General features: G+C 56.0%; 22 protein-coding genes and 2 pseudogenes. 13 read left to right on the plus strand and 11 right to left on the minus strand.

The annotated features are described in order from the left end of the window. The first annotated feature begins 87 nt into the window (after positions 1-87). The 9 genes and pseudogenes from ACI3K0_RS25680 to ACI3K0_RS25720 form a co-directional block, all read left to right on the plus strand. Positions 88-636 carry a carboxymuconolactone decarboxylase family protein gene (locus ACI3K0_RS25680; protein WP_062609458.1) on the plus strand — a complete coding sequence of 183 codons (549 nt, stop codon included), beginning with the start codon at positions 88-90 and terminating at the stop codon, positions 634-636. A 75-nt stretch (positions 637-711) separates the two neighbouring features. Next, positions 712-1,176 carry a DUF1348 family protein gene (locus ACI3K0_RS25685; RefSeq protein WP_062609460.1) on the plus strand — a complete coding sequence of 155 codons (465 nt, stop codon included), beginning with the start codon at positions 712-714 and terminating at the stop codon, positions 1,174-1,176. A 23-nt stretch (positions 1,177-1,199) separates the two neighbouring features. Then, entirely contained in the window at positions 1,200-1,505 is a 306-nt protein-coding gene (locus ACI3K0_RS25690; protein ID WP_062609462.1) for a hypothetical protein, read from the plus strand. Positions 1,506-1,577: 72 nt separating this feature from the next. Next, a complete protein-coding gene (locus tag ACI3K0_RS25695) occupies positions 1,578-2,468 on the plus strand; it encodes a LysR family transcriptional regulator (RefSeq protein ID WP_062609464.1) in 891 nt (296 codons plus the stop codon). Between the two features lie 183 nt (positions 2,469-2,651). Beyond that, entirely contained in the window at positions 2,652-3,623 is a 972-nt protein-coding gene (locus tag ACI3K0_RS25700; protein ID WP_062609466.1) for an alpha/beta fold hydrolase, read from the plus strand. A 378-nt stretch (positions 3,624-4,001) separates the two neighbouring features. Then, complete coding sequence (locus tag ACI3K0_RS25705) at positions 4,002-4,682, plus strand: TIGR02281 family clan AA aspartic protease (RefSeq protein ID WP_404946479.1); 681 nt, start codon at positions 4,002-4,004, stop codon at positions 4,680-4,682. Positions 4,683-4,939: 257 nt separating this feature from the next. Next, positions 4,940-5,290, plus strand: coding sequence for a transposase (locus ACI3K0_RS25710; RefSeq protein ID WP_404946480.1), 351 nt, complete (start codon positions 4,940-4,942; stop codon positions 5,288-5,290). After that, positions 5,287-5,631, plus strand: a complete 345-nt coding sequence (gene tnpB, locus ACI3K0_RS25715) for an IS66 family insertion sequence element accessory protein TnpB (protein WP_404946481.1) — start codon at positions 5,287-5,289, stop codon at positions 5,629-5,631. The genes ACI3K0_RS25710 and tnpB overlap by 4 nt, the downstream gene beginning before the upstream one ends. A gap of 198 nt (positions 5,632-5,829) precedes the next feature. Further along, positions 5,830-6,128: pseudogene (locus tag ACI3K0_RS25720) on the plus strand (ISL3 family transposase); the annotation flags it as partial. Between the two features lie 37 nt (positions 6,129-6,165). Here ACI3K0_RS25720 and ACI3K0_RS25725 read toward each other — a convergent pair. The 3 genes and pseudogenes from ACI3K0_RS25725 to ACI3K0_RS25735 all read right to left on the minus strand — a co-directional run. Further along, a pseudogene (locus ACI3K0_RS25725) lies at positions 6,166-6,289 on the minus strand (VOC family protein); the annotation flags it as partial. Positions 6,290-6,533: 244 nt separating this feature from the next. After that, positions 6,534-6,839: a hypothetical protein gene (locus ACI3K0_RS25730; protein ID WP_404946482.1), complete on the minus strand. Its 306-nt coding sequence runs from the start codon at positions 6,837-6,839 to the stop codon at positions 6,534-6,536. 183 nt (positions 6,840-7,022) lie between these two features. Beyond that, entirely contained in the window at positions 7,023-7,427 is a 405-nt protein-coding gene (locus ACI3K0_RS25735; protein WP_404946483.1) for a hypothetical protein, read from the minus strand. Positions 7,428-7,627: 200 nt separating this feature from the next. Here ACI3K0_RS25735 and ACI3K0_RS25740 point away from each other — a divergent pair, with 200 nt between their 5' ends. Both ACI3K0_RS25740 and ACI3K0_RS25745 read left to right on the plus strand, forming a co-directional pair. Continuing rightward, positions 7,628-8,137, plus strand: a complete 510-nt coding sequence (locus tag ACI3K0_RS25740) for a histidine phosphatase family protein (RefSeq protein WP_404946484.1) — start codon at positions 7,628-7,630, stop codon at positions 8,135-8,137. Further along, entirely contained in the window at positions 8,130-8,606 is a 477-nt protein-coding gene (locus ACI3K0_RS25745) for an NUDIX pyrophosphatase (RefSeq protein WP_404946485.1), read from the plus strand. The genes ACI3K0_RS25740 and ACI3K0_RS25745 overlap by 8 nt, the downstream gene beginning before the upstream one ends. Positions 8,607-8,839: 233 nt before the next feature. Here ACI3K0_RS25745 and ACI3K0_RS25750 read toward each other — a convergent pair whose 3' ends face one another. The 4 genes from ACI3K0_RS25750 to ACI3K0_RS25765 all read right to left on the minus strand — a co-directional run bounded on the left by ACI3K0_RS25750 (position 8,840) and on the right by ACI3K0_RS25765 (position 11,441). Then, positions 8,840-9,118: a hypothetical protein gene (locus ACI3K0_RS25750; RefSeq protein ID WP_404946486.1), complete on the minus strand. Its 279-nt coding sequence runs from the start codon at positions 9,116-9,118 to the stop codon at positions 8,840-8,842. Between the two features lie 17 nt (positions 9,119-9,135). Continuing rightward, positions 9,136-9,633, minus strand: a complete 498-nt coding sequence (locus ACI3K0_RS25755; protein WP_404946487.1) for a Rap1a/Tai family immunity protein — start codon at positions 9,631-9,633, stop codon at positions 9,136-9,138. Next, positions 9,633-10,100, minus strand: coding sequence for a hypothetical protein (locus ACI3K0_RS25760; protein WP_404946488.1), 468 nt, complete (start codon positions 10,098-10,100; stop codon positions 9,633-9,635). The genes ACI3K0_RS25755 and ACI3K0_RS25760 overlap by 1 nt, the downstream gene beginning before the upstream one ends. Positions 10,101-10,190: 90 nt before the next feature. After that, on the minus strand, positions 10,191-11,441 hold the full coding sequence (locus tag ACI3K0_RS25765; protein ID WP_404946489.1) for an acyltransferase family protein: 1,251 nt from the start codon (positions 11,439-11,441) through the stop codon (positions 10,191-10,193). Between the two features lie 320 nt (positions 11,442-11,761). On the opposite strand from ACI3K0_RS25765, the gene ACI3K0_RS25770 reads away from it, so the two are divergent. After that, on the plus strand, positions 11,762-12,364 hold the full coding sequence (locus ACI3K0_RS25770) for an HAD family hydrolase (RefSeq protein WP_404946519.1): 603 nt from the start codon (positions 11,762-11,764) through the stop codon (positions 12,362-12,364). 77 nt (positions 12,365-12,441) lie between these two features. Here the strand turns inward: ACI3K0_RS25770 and ACI3K0_RS25775 are convergent, their stop codons facing one another. After that, positions 12,442-12,618: a hypothetical protein gene (locus ACI3K0_RS25775; RefSeq protein WP_404946490.1), complete on the minus strand. Its 177-nt coding sequence runs from the start codon at positions 12,616-12,618 to the stop codon at positions 12,442-12,444. 243 nt (positions 12,619-12,861) lie between these two features. On the opposite strand from ACI3K0_RS25775, the gene ACI3K0_RS25780 reads away from it, so the two are divergent. Further along, complete coding sequence (locus ACI3K0_RS25780) at positions 12,862-13,800, plus strand: GlxA family transcriptional regulator (protein WP_404946520.1); 939 nt, start codon at positions 12,862-12,864, stop codon at positions 13,798-13,800. A gap of 156 nt (positions 13,801-13,956) precedes the next feature. Here ACI3K0_RS25780 and ACI3K0_RS25785 read toward each other — a convergent pair whose 3' ends face one another. The 3 genes from ACI3K0_RS25785 to ACI3K0_RS25795 form a co-directional block, all read right to left on the minus strand. Beyond that, positions 13,957-14,421, minus strand: a complete 465-nt coding sequence (locus ACI3K0_RS25785) for a nuclear transport factor 2 family protein (protein WP_404946491.1) — start codon at positions 14,419-14,421, stop codon at positions 13,957-13,959. A 22-nt stretch (positions 14,422-14,443) separates the two neighbouring features. Beyond that, positions 14,444-15,250, minus strand: a complete 807-nt coding sequence (locus ACI3K0_RS25790) for an SDR family NAD(P)-dependent oxidoreductase (protein WP_404946521.1) — start codon at positions 15,248-15,250, stop codon at positions 14,444-14,446. 408 nt (positions 15,251-15,658) lie between these two features. Beyond that, the gene (locus ACI3K0_RS25795; protein WP_404946492.1) at positions 15,659-16,246 is read right to left on the minus strand and encodes a hypothetical protein; all 588 of its coding nucleotides are present in this window, start codon (positions 16,244-16,246) and stop codon (positions 15,659-15,661) included. Between the last annotated feature and the right edge of the window lie 225 nt (positions 16,247-16,471).

Consider the following 16,471-nt stretch of genomic DNA (forward strand, 5'->3'; position numbering starts at 1 on the left):
TCCTTTCGATCTTCAGCAAATTACGCCACCCGATCATATTCAATCTCAAGAGAGCAACGTCTCTCTCAACCGAAAAAGGAGATTACAATGTCACGCATTCCTACCCCGGCCACCATCGAAGAAGCTCCGGAAGCGTCCCGTCCGATCCTCGAGACCATCCAGAAGCAGATCGGCTCCGTTCCGAACATCTTCCGGCTGGTGTCCAATAGCCCCGCCGCGTTGACGGGCCTGACCTCGCTCCAGGGCGCACTCGGCAAGGGCAAGCTGCCGCCGGCCACCCGCGAACGCATCGCGCTCGCCATGGCTGAAGCCAACGGTTGTGACTACTGCCTCTCGGCGCACACCTTCACGGGCACAAAGTTCGCCAAACTTGACGAAAGCGAAATTGCTGCCAACCGAAACGGCACGTCTAACGATCCCAAGGCGGCGGCTGCCGTCGAATTTACCCGGGCACTGACAATGGCTCGCGGGTCCGTTGCGCCAGCGGAAATCGCCAAGGTTCGCGATGCAGGCTACAGCGACGCGGAAATCGTCGAGATCATTGCCCATGTCGCCCTCAACACCTTCACGAACTATGTGAATGAGGCCCTCGACACAGAGATCGATTTTCCCCGCATCGATCGCGCGGCTGCGTGATGCCTGGCCTGGAGGCGGTGCTGGACGTACCGCCTCCCCCCTACGATTGACCATCAACCTCAGAGGAATTTTTCCATGTCTCGTCCGCCGCTTCCCCCATTCACCAGAGAGAGTGCCATCGAAAAGGTGCGCCTTGCCGAAGATGGCTGGAATAGTCGCGATGCTGCAAAGGTCGCGCTTGCCTACACGCTCGATACGCGCTGGCGCAACCGCGCCGAGTTCGCGAAGAGCCGCGCCGAGGCAGAGGCCTTCCTGACCCGCAAGTGGAACAAGGAGCTCGACTATCGCCTCATCAAGGAACTCTGGGCTTTCACCGGCAATCGTATCGCCGTCCGGTATGCCTATGAATATCGCGATGACAGCGGCCAGTGGTTCCGCGCCTATGGCAACGAGAACTGGGAATTCGCCGAGGATGGCCTGATGCGGGAACGTCATGCCAGCATCAACGAACACCCGATTGCTGAAGCCGATCGCAAGTTCCGTTGGCCGCTGGGCCGCCGGCCCGACGACCACCCCGGCCTCAGCGACTTCGGCTTTTAAGGCCTAACCCGAGGAGATGAACAATGGTCGGCTCGTCAATGGATCCACGGGCAAGACTTTCAATAGAACTGGCCCTCACAGGAACGAATGCGAACAAGCGTCTACTTGCCAAACAAGAAGAAGCCGGTCGTGCCCTCGGGATGACCGGCGCCGAGATGGATGTGGCAAGGCGCGGTTCAAGCTTCGACTTCAATACATCGATCGCCGTATCACTTGCTTTGAATGCCTGTCGCGAAACGCGCCAGCGCGCAATACGCGCTGGCATTTCCGAGGAAACCTGCGAGGAAATAGAACGCCTCGCGCTTTCTCTTCGTGCGCAGGCCGCCTGAACATGCGTTGCCTCTTGAGGCTTCGGTTCCAAGCACTTAAGGTGCTGGAAACAAACGTGATTGGGGACGCGGATGGACCGGTGGCAGGCAATGAGGATCTTTGTGAAGGTCGCCGAAACAGAGAGCTTCGCAGACACCGCTCGCCAGATGTTCATGAGCGCCCCGGCCGTCACGAGAGCGGTTGCTTCGCTCGAAGACCTGATTGGCGCGCGACTTCTTGTGCGAACCACCCGCTCGGTGAAGATGACCGAAGCGGGCGTTCGTTATTTCGAAGACTGCCGCCGGATTTTGGCCGATATCGCTGAAGCAGAGGCCGCCGCCGGCGGCTCCTATGCTACGCCGACGGGAACTCTCTCCATAACCGCGTCAGCGCTGTTCGGGCAGATGTACGTCCTCCCGATCGTGACGAGCTATCTCGACACACATTCGACGATGAAAGCCAAGACGCTTTTCATTGATCGACCGGTAAACATCGTGGAGGAAGGGATCGATGTCGCTGTGCGTATCGGCCATCTCCCGGATTCAAATCTCTCTGCCGTCAAGGTCGGAAGTGTCCGGCGCGTCATGTGCGGTTCGCCAAAGTATTTCGAGCGCTACGGCGTTCCGAAATCGCCAGACGATCTCAAAGACCACCGCATCGCTGCATCGACAGCGGCATGGGCTTCACCTGAATGGAAGTTTGCCAGCGATCTGCGGGTATCCGTGGATGCGGCTCTGCAATGCAATACCAACGAAGCAGCGATACAGTCCGCGCGTGAGGGATGGGGTCTGACCAGGGTTCTCAATTACCAGATCGGCCCAGCCCTCGTCGCTGGAGAACTCCAGATCGTTCTCAGCGAGTTCGAGGAACCAGCTTTGCCAATTCATATACTCCATCCTGAAGGACGGCATGCTCCAGCAAAGGTCCGTGCCTTCGTCGATATGGCTGCATCCAGACTACGCGAGAACCGGCTTTTGAATTGATAGTTGGCTTTCCAGAGTCAAATAGTCGGCGATCAGGTTGCTTTTGGCATGTCCATTCCATCGCATTTATATCACCTGATGAAATAATCCCTTGTCGAGTACGAGCATTCTCCCTCCAGGCCGAAAGAGCGATGGTGGCTGCAGGCAACAAGCCGCCCGCAATCACTCCTGAGGAGAACCACAATGTCTCGTACTCTCGCCGCACTGCTTCTCGCATCCGCCAGCATCTCTGCTTCCGCTCCAGCCGCGACAGCCTTCGCCGAAACAACGGTGATCACTCAGCAGGCGCCTGCAACGGTCCATTATCGCTCCATGAAAATCGATGGGGTCAACGTTTTCTATCGTGAAGCCGGCCCGGCCGACGGCCCCGTCCTCGTGCTGCTTCACGGCTTTCCGACATCGTCCCACATGTTTCGCAACCTGATCCCGTTGCTCGCAGACCGCTACCGCGTCATCGCCCCTGACTATCCGGGCTTCGGCCAGAGCGATGCGCCCGAGCACACCAAATTCGAATATTCCTTCAGCCACTATACCGATATCGTTGATACGCTGCTGTCCAAGCTCGGCGCCGCCAAATATTCGATGTATGTCATGGATTATGGCGCACCTGTCGGCTACCGGCTGGCGCTCAAGTACCCGGACCGCGTCACCGGCCTCATCGTCCAGAACGGCAATGCCTATGACGAAGGCATTCGCGATTTCTGGAATCCGATCCGCGCCTACTGGAAGTCGGGCGCGACAAAGGACCGGGAAGCGCTCTCGGTACTCGTGGCACCCGAAACGACCAAGTTCCAGTATACCGATGGTGTCAAGGACTTGACGCGCATCAGCCCCGACAACTGGGTCCATGATCAGGCTTTGCTCGATCGGCCTGGCAACAAGGATATCCAGCTCGACCTGTTCTACGACTACCGCACCAACCTGCCTCTTTATCCGCAGTTCCAGGCCTTCTTCCGCGACCGCAAGCCGCCGACGCTGATCGTCTGGGGCAAGAACGACCAGATCTTCCCTGAAGAAGGCGCGCATCCCTATCTGCGCGATCTTCCTGAGGCTGAGTTCCATCTTGTGGACACGGGACATTTCGCGCTCGAAGACAAGCTGGATGAGATGGCGCCGCTCATTCGAAGCTTCCTTGATCGCAAGGTCGCGAAGTAAAACGCCGCTGGCTTCCTGCAACTGCCGTACTGGTTGCGGGAAGCCTCACCCGTTAGTAGCCTTCGATGTTGCAGGCGTTGAGTTGTTTTTTGAACGCCTGCTGCGTCTGGTCGGGAAACCGTTGCAGACTGGATGCCATCACTAGATGCTTATGTCGGGTAGCATTATTTAAAATCAGAGGCTTAGCTGGATTGGTCGAAGCCCAGCTGTTCGATTCCTATCAAGGCGATTAACCGGTCGGGCCGCTGAACAAGGCTACATGAGGTTCAAGGAAGCAGTTCTGCAGCGAGGGCGATCGCCTTAGCGATCTGGGCTCGATATCCAGCGCGCATGATGCCTCCATATTAGAGAAACGACACAAGAGCGCGAATAATTCCAATGAAAGCAGCTGTATTTTATCTTTTTGTCGCAACCGCCGTGGGCTTCGTACTCTTCTTCAACACCGACTCTCTCAACAAGTTCGGCTATCTCCCGCTATCAGCACCCCTCGCAACGCTTTCAGTCGCTGCTCTTCTCATCGCGCGGCGTCCAGCTTTATTCATCCGCGAACTTCAGTTGATGGCGTGGTTGCTTTTGCTGATTGTCCTGATGTTCGGTTACATCAGTCGAAATGACCTTTATCGACAAGGAAGTCGGCTGATTGCAGCGCTCGTTCCTGGTCAGGCGATCGCTTTGCATTCGAACGATGGTATGGAAGTTCTTATCTACAAGACCGAAGGTAGCCACTTCGAAACTACCGTTAAAGTCAACGGTCGAGATGTGTCCATGCTGGTTGATACAGGAGCGAGCCAGATCCTCCTGAGCTATTCCGATGCGCACCGGCTGGGTGTTCTTCCCGATCCGTCTGAGTTCGTCGTTCCGATCGCAACGGCAAGCGGCGTTAGTGTTGCAGCCCGAACAAAATTAGATATTGTCGCGTTGGGGCCAATCATTCGTCGTAATGTGCCTGCCCTGGTTTCGCCTGAGGGTGAGCTGTCGCAAACCTTGCTCGGCATGAACTATTTGTCGTCGCTGAAATCTTTCCAGATGACTTCAGACGAATTGCGACTTCAGGATTGATCGTCGTATTTCGAGCGGTTTTTCTTTGAGCCTCCGTTTTCGGCAAAGGGAAGATCTTGCCGCAATTGCTGGCTGGATATGGGCTCAATATTGCCTGTGCCTCAAACTCTATTTTACGCGCATCGCTCCAAACCGTAAGCGGCAAGCATACCCCATCTGGTAGGGATAATGGCCATCAGGCTATGGCATCAGGCATCTGATTTCTCTGGTTGTGAGGATCTATGTCTACGCCTACGGCTAGCCCTAGAATGATCCATATGATTGAGGCCGTGACGGATCGGCTCGAGGGGTCTCCCCGGCAGCTGCGCCGTTTCTGGTCCGACGAATTTAAGCTCGAGGCCGTTGGCGAGGCTTGCCGACCTGGAGTGAATATCTCGGCGATCGCACGACGGATCGGCATAACTCCCTCGCAACTCTATAGGTGGCGGCGAGATCTTCTAAACGATAGCGCCCCGGAGCCGTTGGTGCGGGGCGAAAGTCAGCCGGGATCTGTGATCGCGAGCAGCTCGGTCATCGAGATCGTTATCGGCGACATGATTGTCCGAGCGGGGGTGGATGTCGATGAAGCACACCTGCGTCTAGTAATCAGAACGGTGCGGTCGGCATGATCCCATCGAACGTGAAAGTCTTTCTCGCAAGCCACCCAATCGACTTTCGTAAGGGGCCAGATAGCTTGCTGTCGTTGGTGCGCCATGCGGGCAGTGATCCGTTCAACGGAGCTCTTTATATTTTCCGGGCGAAAAGAGCGGACCGGATCAAGATCGTATGGTGGGATGGCTCCGGTGTTTGCCTTTACGCCAAGCGGCTGGAGAAAGCGCAATTCTGCTGGCCGCGCGTCGGACACAGCCGGGTCCAACTCAATCATGCCCAGCTCTTGGCTTTGGTCGACGGAATGGACTGGAAGCGGGTTCGCTTCACGCCTGTCAAACCGCCCGAGATGGTTGGGTAAAACCACTGCGGCGAAATGAATCAGGGCCCTGAAACTGCAGGCGGATCACGGCAAATATGCTCTGATCAGGTCCATGACGCGACCCGAGATCGAGCTCCCGGATGATGTTGAGGCCTTAAAGGCCATGGTCCTTGCCATGGCCGAAAAGGCATCGCGCGTCGAAGCCTTGGAAAAGCAGGTCGACGACCTCGAGGCCCGGAATGCTGGAAAATGGCAACCGCCTTGGGCGCCATCTCTTTTACGATATCAAGAGCCGTGGTTACACGGGCAGCCGCTCCAATCTGGAGCGCTTGCTGAAAGTGTGGCGTGAAGTCGAAAACATTCAACTCGATGAGCCGCCTCCGGAGATGGATGTTTCAGAACCCGTCCGCGATCCTGATACGGGCCATCTGATTTCCTCCGTATTGGCCGCAGCTTTGTGCATCAAACCGCGCGGCCTGCTGACAGATCTTCAGGCCAGAAAGGTCAATGCATTGGAGCAGGGCTCTCGAGCGTTCGCTCGGCCGTCGGCCCGAAGCGGACCAACCTCACGATCTAGGTATTTATGGGTTTGATCCGCCACGGAGGATCAACGGGATAATCTCCAGCGTGATATAGCAGAATACGATTTCCACCGGGGTCAAAAAGCTTCCCGCCAGAGCCAGCTCCGGTCCTGGGGCGAACCCAAGAACGAAATTCCTAGGCGCACGGCACCAGACAGAACCTTCCCGCTGGCCATACTTGTGAGGTCACACGGATCCTAGTCATCTCCTCCGCCGCTGGAACATTCAGCTGCTGTTTACGATTTTCGTGCAATAGACTCGAAGCGCGATCTTGTACTGCGTCTCGCGCACGCTTCACGGTGCAGCTTAGCAGACCGGTTTCACCAGAGCCGCGAGGCGAGTGCCCGAGCCACGCTCATGTCACGCGACATTCCTCGCTTGATCTTGGCCGACAATCAGCGTTGTGCGCGGTTCAGCCAGCATTCCCTTCTTTTTTAGCATTCGGTAAAATGTCTCCCGCGCTGCACTGACCGGCAGCTTCCCCTCCAGGTATTTGTTCAGCGCCTGCCAGGTCACCGTGGCGATCACGTCGCTTTCGTCAAAGGACCTGGCCTCCAAATAATCGAGCGCCTCTTCGACGGAACTGATTTCCTCAACCAGATAACGACCTTTCCCGGCGTACACCGGTTCGTCGAAAATTCCATTCCTCATCACACTCATCGCCATTCTAACTATCGTTCCTCCTCGAGCAGGCAGGATTTGTGACGCCGAAAGTAGGGTTTCAAGATGTCAGCGGGATGTCAGGCGCGATAATTTCCGTGCCATCCTTCCTTCTCCGGAAGCACCAACACTCATATCAAAGGATCGGTCGTTTCTTCGCATGATCAATGCTTTGCGGATCCGGTACCTTCAGCAATTTTCTGAAACATCGCGATCGCGTGTGGCATCGCCGTGGCCGCCGTCCAGCAGGAAACCGGAAGTCCCTCCGGTTTGTCGATGGCCGCTTTCATATTCTCGCAGGTCAGGTGTTTGCTTTCTGAAGATCCCTCCGGTGACGATGTGGACGATCCCTGTCACCCTTTCATGTTCAAAAACCATAATGCTTTCCACCCTTCCGAACAGGGAAGGATCACTCCTGACCTTCGCCGTGATTTTCTTGAGGATCACGTCGTCGGCGTTCAGCTGACCCTGCGCCGTGCCTCCCTCAGGCAGCCTGGCGTTCAAACCGATGGCGCAGATCTCGCCGTTCGCGCCGAGAGGAGGCGGTTCATTGGTCCCGCTCGTGATATCGATGTAAATCGAGGTTTCTTCCACGCGTCGGGTCTGGGATTATCACTGCTACGATTAGACTAAGACTGCTCGCTCCCATTTCTGACGGAGCGGAAGCCGTGAAGAACATCCTTGTCGTCACCCACACTCAGTCCATATACCACCTCGAAAACAAGGTCGGAGGCTAGTACGATACGGGTCTGACGGCGCGCGGTGAGGCCGATGCCCGAAAGACTGCAGATCGCTTGGCAGATCTGATAGCAGGCACGTCCCCAGAAATATTCAGCTCAGATCTTCTGCGGGCATCGCAAACCGCTGCGATCATCGCTGATCGCCTTGACTGCCCAGTCGAAGCCACAAGTGATCTCCGTGAGCTCAGCTATGGTTCGGCCGGCGGCATGCGGCAGGCATGCCTCGATGCGCGCCAAATCCCACCACCTCATGATGACAGACTGGATCATCGAGGCGGCATTGAGGACGGTGAGACCAGGCGAGAGATCGCAGAGCGAGTGTATCGCGCAATGGATCGCATCGTGTCGCGGCCCTGCGAAACCCAGATCATTGTCACGCACGGGTTTGCGCTTACCTTCGTCATCGCAGCCTGGATCGGAATGCCAATCGCTTCCGTTGGTCATGTCAGCTTTCCAGCCAAGTCGGGTAGCATTACCCATCTTCAGCAGGACGATTATTGGCGAAGCCGGGCTGTTCTTAATTTGGCGGATACCTCTCATCTCAGGGAGAGCGTTCGTGGCTGAAATTCCGATCCGATGCTTTGCAGTGTCCGTCGTTCTTCTGCGGAGGATTCCTGCCGAATGCGAAGTGCTGCTTCTGCGCCGAAATCATACGCTTGTTGGAGAATGGTGCCAGATCGCTGGTGCGATCGAAGAAGGTGAAAAAGCATGGGAAGCGGCCTTGCGCGAGGTGCGCGAGGAGACAAACCTCAACTGCGACCGTCTCTACTCCGCAGACATTTGCGAGCAGTTTTATGAGGCCGATCGTGATGCCATCACCATGTTACCGGTCTTTGTTGGCTTCGTGGATGCTGATGCGGCGGTGGTGATCAACTACGAGCACAGTGAATTCCAGTGGGTTCCGTTCGATGCGGCCCTGGGAATGGTGCCATTTGCAGGACAGCGTAATGTGCTGAGGCATGTGGAGGCCGAATTTGTGCTGCGTGAGCCGGTTCAGCATCTCTTGACCGAAGCTGCTTCCCGGCGGGCCTGATCGCAAGGGATTTGTGATGCCTCGACACGTACCCCTGGGCGAAGCGGGGGCGAAACTGGCAAGAGCCAATCGAATCCCTGTGATCGGTCGCTCTGGAGGGGGAAGACAGGCTTATATTGGCTGATACTCATCTCCTGATTGTCGCAAAATTCACCAAGTCCATAACGTTGCACGCCGTAGTATTGTTGCGAATTTGGAAATAATACCTTGGCATATGACTATTATCATGCCAGTCAGAACAAAGAAAAGATCATCATGACGGCGAAGGTTATAAGCAGTATTATGTAAAACGGACGAAATAGATAGAAACGCTGCCAATTCGTGAGGCCGAGAGCATTGATATAAACACGTTCATCAAGCTTAAGATTGTCCGCGCCGCTATCGACGGAAAAATCACCGCCGTTACCCTTATAAAATCGGTATTCCTTGATCTGCGCGACAATTTGGTGAGCCGCCAGAAGAATGACCGCCAAAAACGCTGCTGAAAAAATCAAGATTTCCAATAATTGCATAACTCGATAACGCCTCTTTAATTCGCAGGGCAGGGATAAATAGCAGCCAGCGTCTCAATCACAAATGTCGATCCTCTCCCTTCAAGACGCTCTGGCGGGACGCTTTGAAGATGCGTGTATACGCGGTCTGTAAGCTCATGGGGGAGAACCGATCCGGCCCCACACCACCCCGTCCCGCTGGTAGCATCAGCCACCCCAGCTATATAAGCACTACCGCGCGCGCCGGACATGATACGATCAGCCTCACTCTGCAGAGCGCCATCATCGGACTTTCCCTCGAGCGCCTTGAGCAGCTCAGTCCCGCTGATTGCCCAGTCGCGGCGCTGATCGTTGCCTGATTTTGCTGATACATTGATAGCCAAACCTATCGACAGTATCGCCGCCGGAAAAGTTGCCCGGAATTGGTACGCTGCTGTCATCTTCCGCTCCGTTAATCTGGCTGCACCGGCGTTATTCCGACGCAGGCGGTTATCATTCGACGTGAATGACCCAATGCACGCTGGAACGGGCAACATCAGATCGTGTATCGCTCATAAGCTTCGAGCAGAAATTTCTTGCCTTTCTCGGTCAAGCGCGACGCGTCGACGAATGCGGGAAACGAGCCGGCCTGATCCCGCATATTGTCTAGTTCGGCGATCATTTTCTCGCTCCCGAATACGACGTGAAAACGCTCGCCAGCGGGGAGCCAGACAAAAAGCGGACTTGGTGAGAACTCCAGAATGACGTCCTCATGGAAAACTTGAAAAAGACTGTCCCATGCGCGAACCGGGTCGATGCTGGTGGTTTTCTCCGGCTGCTTGCCGAACTCAGCATGATAGATACTGACGGACCCTCCGGCGGCTCCAGCAATCCCTGCCAGGGCAAGGAACGTGGCCTTGTCGAGAACATCAGGCAATATCTGAGCTTTAAACCCACACGCCTGAAGGAATGAAGGGCGCAGAAGCCGCTTTTCATCAAGCGCGTTATCAAACAGTGTAGCCACTATATTGCACCATACATCTTTGACAGGGCTTGTCGCAAAACTCCCGACATTTGCTTGATATGTTAGCCCGACTTTTGCAGCGTTGCAAAATTAGGAAATCTGCGACACCGTGGCGAAGGCACCATCATTCGGTTTTCGGAGTACGTTATTCCGAAGGTGCAGGAATGTCCGCTCCACGCAAAACCAGAGAACAGCTGCGACGGCGAAGCTTCCGATCAGATAGGCGACAAAGCCGATGGTACCTTGCAGGTTCTCTTCTCCGAAAATGATCCGCATGACGTGAAAGACGGATTTGTGCGTCAGGTAGAGGCTGTAGGATAGCGTTGCTACGAGAGCCGCCCCCGGTACAGGCCAGCGGCCGAGAACGTGCTCAAGATCCAGCATGGCGCAGAACAGCAGTGCAATGCCGATCGAGATCAGCGGAAAGCCCGCGACCGCGCCGAGTTGCGCCTGAAACACCGGAAAGATGCCTTGCCCTGCGAGTGGTCCCCGATCAACGAAACAAATGAGTGCCGCGATCACAAAGATTAGACCTGCAGGAATCGTGACCTTCGGCGGTAGGTACTGCCTGCAAAGCTCTGGCTTGAAGAAGCGGGCAGCCGCAAGCACCACGCCGAAAAGCAGGCCGTCGAGACGGGTATATGTGGGATAGTAGACATCCCGGAGGTATGTCGCAAAGGCGGGGCGGAACTGGCCTTCTGCGACAAGGGAGCCAACCTGTATATCCCAAATCGCGTAACGCAGCACGACGCCGGAGAGCGTGAGCAGCCCCGCGACGGCAAGCCCCCATCCTGCGCCAATGCGCTCATACAGGAGGAGAACCAGCAAAGGCAGGACGAGATAGAATTGTTCTTCGACGGCAAGCGTCCATGCTTGAGAGAATGTATTGCCTTCCCTTGGATCGAACCCGAGATTGACCGTGAAAGTGGCGAATTTCCAAAGCGGCTGCATGGTCGGGTTGTCGCGAAGCACCGGGACCAAGGCATAGAGGCCAAGGACTACGAAGAAGGCCGGAAAAATACGGAAGGCACGCCGCAGGTAAAACGACTTGAAATCGACGGCCCCCGTGCGCGTCACTTCCTTGAACAGTTGCGTGCCAATCAGGTAGCCGCTCAACACGAAGAAGATATCGACACCGAGCCAGCCATGTTCGCGCACGGTCACCAATTGGCCGGGCGTTGCGTTCAACGGCAGGTGGACGAGCATTACGAGCAGGATTGCCAGCGAGCGCAGGATATCAGGACCGACCATACGAGTGCCCGTTGCCACGACGCTTGTATGCGAGAGCGGTGAGAAATTGCCTGCATGCGCATTATTGTTCGTGGTGGCAAGCATAGTCATGCGCAACGCTCCGGAAGTTTGATGGCGAAAGCTGATGCCAGTAAACTTACCGATCGGCGGGTGTCGTAGACCTCAAATGCCAGAACTCGTGATCCTCGCCAAAGTAGACCAAGAGCTTTGATACGTATAAGACTGGACTTGGAGATGGTCGCCATTCCTTTCGGCTATCCTAATCCGAAGCAATTCGCAACGGCGAAGGGTATCCCCGTCGGAACCAGTTGCTTCGACCCAGATCGAGCCAGCAGCGGTCATTGCGGAGCCATGCTGCTATGCTACTGTAGAGGATAGTTTCAGGATGCGAGGGACACAAAATTACCGACATAAAACTAGCCGCCTTCGATGTTGATGGCACATTGATACGTGGGGAAAACATTTGCGGGTGTATAGCTCGTAATATTGGCCGCTCAATGGAAATGGAAGCCTTTGAACTTCTGCGTACCCGCGACGAGATAATCAATGGCCGTGATGCTATGCTTCAATGGTACCTGCCCTTTGGTAGCGCGAAGCTGATTGACCACCTGAAGGAGCTGAAGCTAGCCCCAGGCGTAAGAGAAGGCTTTGCCCGTTTGAAGAAAGCGGGGATTAAGACGGCTCTCGTATCTATAACCTGGTCATTCGCGGTTGATTGGCTAGCGGCTGAACTGGAGGCAGATTACGCCGTTGGTACAGACTGGAAAATGGATGGGACAGTTCAGCATTTCTGGCCCGAGGATAAGGCTAGTTACCTCGAAGCTCTTTTGTCTGCACTGGGGCTCAGCCCAAAAGCGCTCGCAGCCGTGGGCGACTCCTGGGGCGATATCCCAATGCTCAACTTAGCGTCCAAAAGCTATTTCGTAGGATACGATTTACCGTCAGAACTCCGCCATACTGCACATTGGCCGGACGGGAATATCGACCATATCGTCTCAAACATCCTTTTATGACCCATAATTATTGAATGGGTTTCAGCGAATCCTACTTGACTGTCAGGATAACGAGCTGAGCTTCTGGCGGTTCTGGATCAGGCCGAACGCCAGCAGATCGCGGCGGAGCTGACGAGGGCCGAGGCGAAGCTTGCCGAAGAAGAGGCAGCCTTTGAAGTGCCGATCAGCGCTGAGCCGCCCGAATAGGCGGCTTTGGGGCCAATAGCAGCCATTGCATCGATACTGTCGATGAGGCAACAACGGGTTGACATCATGTAGGTTACCGATGAAATCCGATAAGCATCCCATCCCGTTTAAGACTCAGCGGTTGATCCTTCGAAAATTCGTAGCGGACGATTTTCCCGGCTATGCCGCTTATCGCTCCCGACCGGATGTTTATCGCTACCTTTATGCTTTGCCATCTGAAGGTCGGGAGCTAGAGAAGAAGTTTCTAAAGTCACTGGAAACAGAATTTGATGAGAATGGTGACGCGTATCGACTGGCTGTTGTCCGCCCCCATGCACAGGATCGCATTCGTCATCTCGCAGGGTTTTCAGGTCATCAGCCTTGCCGCGCTTTCGGCTTTCGAGATGGCCAACGCGACATGGGAAAAACCTGTCTACGCCGTTCGAGTCCTGTCGGAGCACGGCGGGCCAGTATCGGCGTCTATTCCAGGCGTGACCCTGCAGACGGAGCCGCTCGGAGACGCCGGCTACGATACGGTCGTCTTCGCGGGAGGACTTGAGGACTACGACGCGTCTCCGGCGGTGGTCGCGTTTGTGCATGCCGCAGAAGGCAAGGCCCGACGTCTTGCGGCGATCTGCACCGGCGCGTTCGTCCTGGCGCAGGCAGGCGTTCTCGACGGCCGTCTTGTAACCACCCATTGGGGTGCCGCCCGAGAACTGCAGGCGAGATACCCGAAGCTTAATGTGGATTCCGACCGCATCTTCATCGTCGACGGCACGGTATGGACGTCCGCCGGAGCAAGCGCCGGGGTCGATCTAGCCCTAGGAATGGTCGAGAACGACCTTGGTGCGGAAACCGCGCTCCTTGTCGCCAAGAAGCTCGTTCTCTACCATCGCCGGGCAGGTGGCCAGTCTCAGCATTCCGCGCTCCTGGAGATGAACGCCAAGTCAGATCGGATACAGATGGCTTTGGACTTCGCGAAGAAGAATCTTCACAGCCCATTGAACGTCGAAGATCTGGCCGATGCCGCGCGGCTGAGCCCGCGACAGTTCAGCAGAGCATTTCTTGCCGAAACTGGACAGACGCCTGCGAAGGCTATCGAAAATCTGCGCGTCGAAGCGGCGCGCAACCTGATGGAACAAACCAGCCATCCGATCGATGTCATCGCCGAACAGACCGGCTTTGCCGACCGGGAACGGATGAGGCGCGCATTCCTTCGCGCGTTTGGACAGCCGCCGCAGGCGATGCGGCGACTAGTGGCGGCGGCCTGACAATGATCGTCGAACCGTGACCATACGAAGTCGGTGGGTTAGTCATCGACCATCGACGTTGAGGGTAGCCGGTCGCAGTAACGCGGCAGGCATCTATCAACGTCCGCCGCGCCTTTCCAGAGACTCCCTTTCCCACGGGGCATCTGGAGACTTGGGTCACGCCGGCTTGTACGAGTGGATCTCGGCTTCCGGATCGGGAAGATCCTTCGCCCCGCCGGGAAAGATGGCCTGCGCCGAGGCCAGCACATTCACGGCCTCTCGCAACAACTTGATCTTACTGTTCTCCGCGACAAGCACCGCTTGAAACAGCAGGTGGACACGACGCCCGGTGGCCGCGGACTTGGTATGTGCCACATACTCCGCCGCGACCCTTTCGTGTGTCTCGATTATAACGGTGGTGTCCTCGGGCTTGAAGGCGAAGTCCGGGTAGAGTTTCGTGAGGCCAACGTAGAATGCGGCGATGGCGTCGTGCCCCTGGTACCGTGTCTCCATACCGAACGAATGCAGGTAAGGCAGTTCCAATGCACCGTCCTCCGCGAACAGTTCGGCGACCTTCTCACCATCCGGGATGACTGCAAGGACCGCGTGAAGCAACTCGGTGGTGCTTTTATGCTCTGACATGGGAGTGCTTTTCGAGGCTCGTTCAGGCCGCGACGTCTGGAAGGTAGCGGCCTGCCGGCTCGGACTTGGAAAGGTTCGGATGCAGCGCGAGGCGGGCGTTTTCGAAGGCCTGCCAATCCTTTGCGTCGGGAAGGGCTGGAATTGTAACCGCTTCGCCCAGATCGAGACCAGTCAGTGCGGCGTCGACCATGGCATCCGCGGTCATGACGATTTCGGCTGGAAGATACGCGATCGGCGTGCCGGCCAGTTCCCACATGTCGGTGGACGTCGCGCCGGGAAGGACGACCTGCGCCTTGACGGCAGTATCCTTCAGCTCGTTTTGCAAGGACTGCGTAAAGGCGAGAACGAAGGCTTTGGAAGCGGCGTAGACGCCGTTCAGGATTTCCGGATAGACCGCGACGATCGAGGCGATGTTGATGACGATCCCGCGGTCGCGGAGAACGAAGCCGGGAACGGCCGCGTAGGTCAGGCGGGTCAGCGCGTTCGTATTCAGATTGATGATGTCTGACATCCGGTCGACGTCTGCGTCGACAAGCTTGGCGGTCGAGGCGATGCCCGCATTATTGACCAGCAGGGTGATCGAAGCGTCCTCCTTCAAAAGGGTTTCCACCTTCGCTAGTTCCGTCGCTTTCGACAGGTCTGCAGGCAGAACCTTGACGGTCCGGCCAGTTTCGCGGGCGAGGCGCTCGGCAAGCGCGTCCAGCTTGTCCTTCTGACGAGCGATCAGGATGAGGTCATAGCCCCGGCGGGCGAGGCGGTCGGCGTAGATTGATCCGATGCCGGTCGATGCGCCAGTAATGAGTGCGGTTCCAAGTTTATTGCTCATGATCGTGTCCTTTCGTTCAAACGATTGGCCATGAACTTATTGCAGTCGTGCCGTGGCGCAAAAGACGTATTTGCCACCTTTTAGGACACGGGCCGCCGTTGTGTTGATGTCTACTTGTTTGGATTGGGAGGCCATCACAGTAGAACGCGAATACCTTGCACGCCGGGCACACCGAAAGTGCTGGAGGACGTGCATCACTCACGCCTGCTCGGTACGGGACGTCCGGTGCGTCTGGACAAGTGATATAACTTTGTCCAGAGTCTTAGGGATGAATGAACCGCCATTTCCGGCACGGATGCTATCTTGAAACCGGTCCGCCAATTACCTGGCCGGTCGTTCGATATGGTTCAAGGCGTTCAGTTCTTCAAGTGAAAACTCAAGGCGACTTGACCGACGCTGGTGACTCATTCGTCAGAGAATATCATAAAGCCTAACTATCCAGCTAATTTGATAAGTTATTGCAGCAAGTACCAAGCCCAACTGCACCCGCCTGGAGTTGATGAACATTGCGGCGATGGACAAAAGGACGAACGCCGCCTGACGGATCGGATATTCAAGGCCAAGTGATCGCAGGTAATCGGTTCCCTTGATCAGTGTATCCCCGACATCGAGAAGGGAGGCGAAAGCGATGAGCCCAAAGAACCAGCGCTTTCGCTGTTCGAAATAGTCTTCGAACCCCTTGTAGTCAGTCATCTGATCGGGAAACAACAGGGCAGTGAGCGCTGCAAACACCATCGTGTAGAAAATCAAGAAGGCGTACAGCGGAAAGGTCCAGACGGGGACCAGGGACAAGTGAAACTCGTACCACCAAAAATGCACGATCGTAATGAAGAGGAATATGACCCAGCCAAGGTGGACGAGATAGACCTTGATAGTCCCCGGGTGCTGCACGAAGCGTGTCATACCGTTGACCAGCCTGGCAAGGCTCAGGCCGAGTACCATGCCAATAATCGTGCGCACATGCCCAAAATATTCAGCATGAGTTGGCAGAGCTTCCATTTCTGTCCCTTTTTTCGATCGAGCATACATGATGAGATGCCGGTTTTGCCGGAGACAGCTCGGTTTAGGTTACGCAGCCATGTCTGGTTCGTCCAGCAGTCACAAGATCCACGCGGTTTCGGCTGCCGGCACGGTTCCCCGCCGGCCTCCATGAGCCTCGAAGATTAAACCAGTCGAGCCATTCCGTGGCGACGAATTCGTATACCTCGAAGCTGCACCCGTTCC

Origin of the sequence: Rhizobium sp. ZW T2_16 (assembly GCF_044987325.1) — a bacterium.
Lineage (GTDB): Bacteria > Pseudomonadota > Alphaproteobacteria > Rhizobiales > Rhizobiaceae > Neorhizobium > Neorhizobium cellulosilyticum.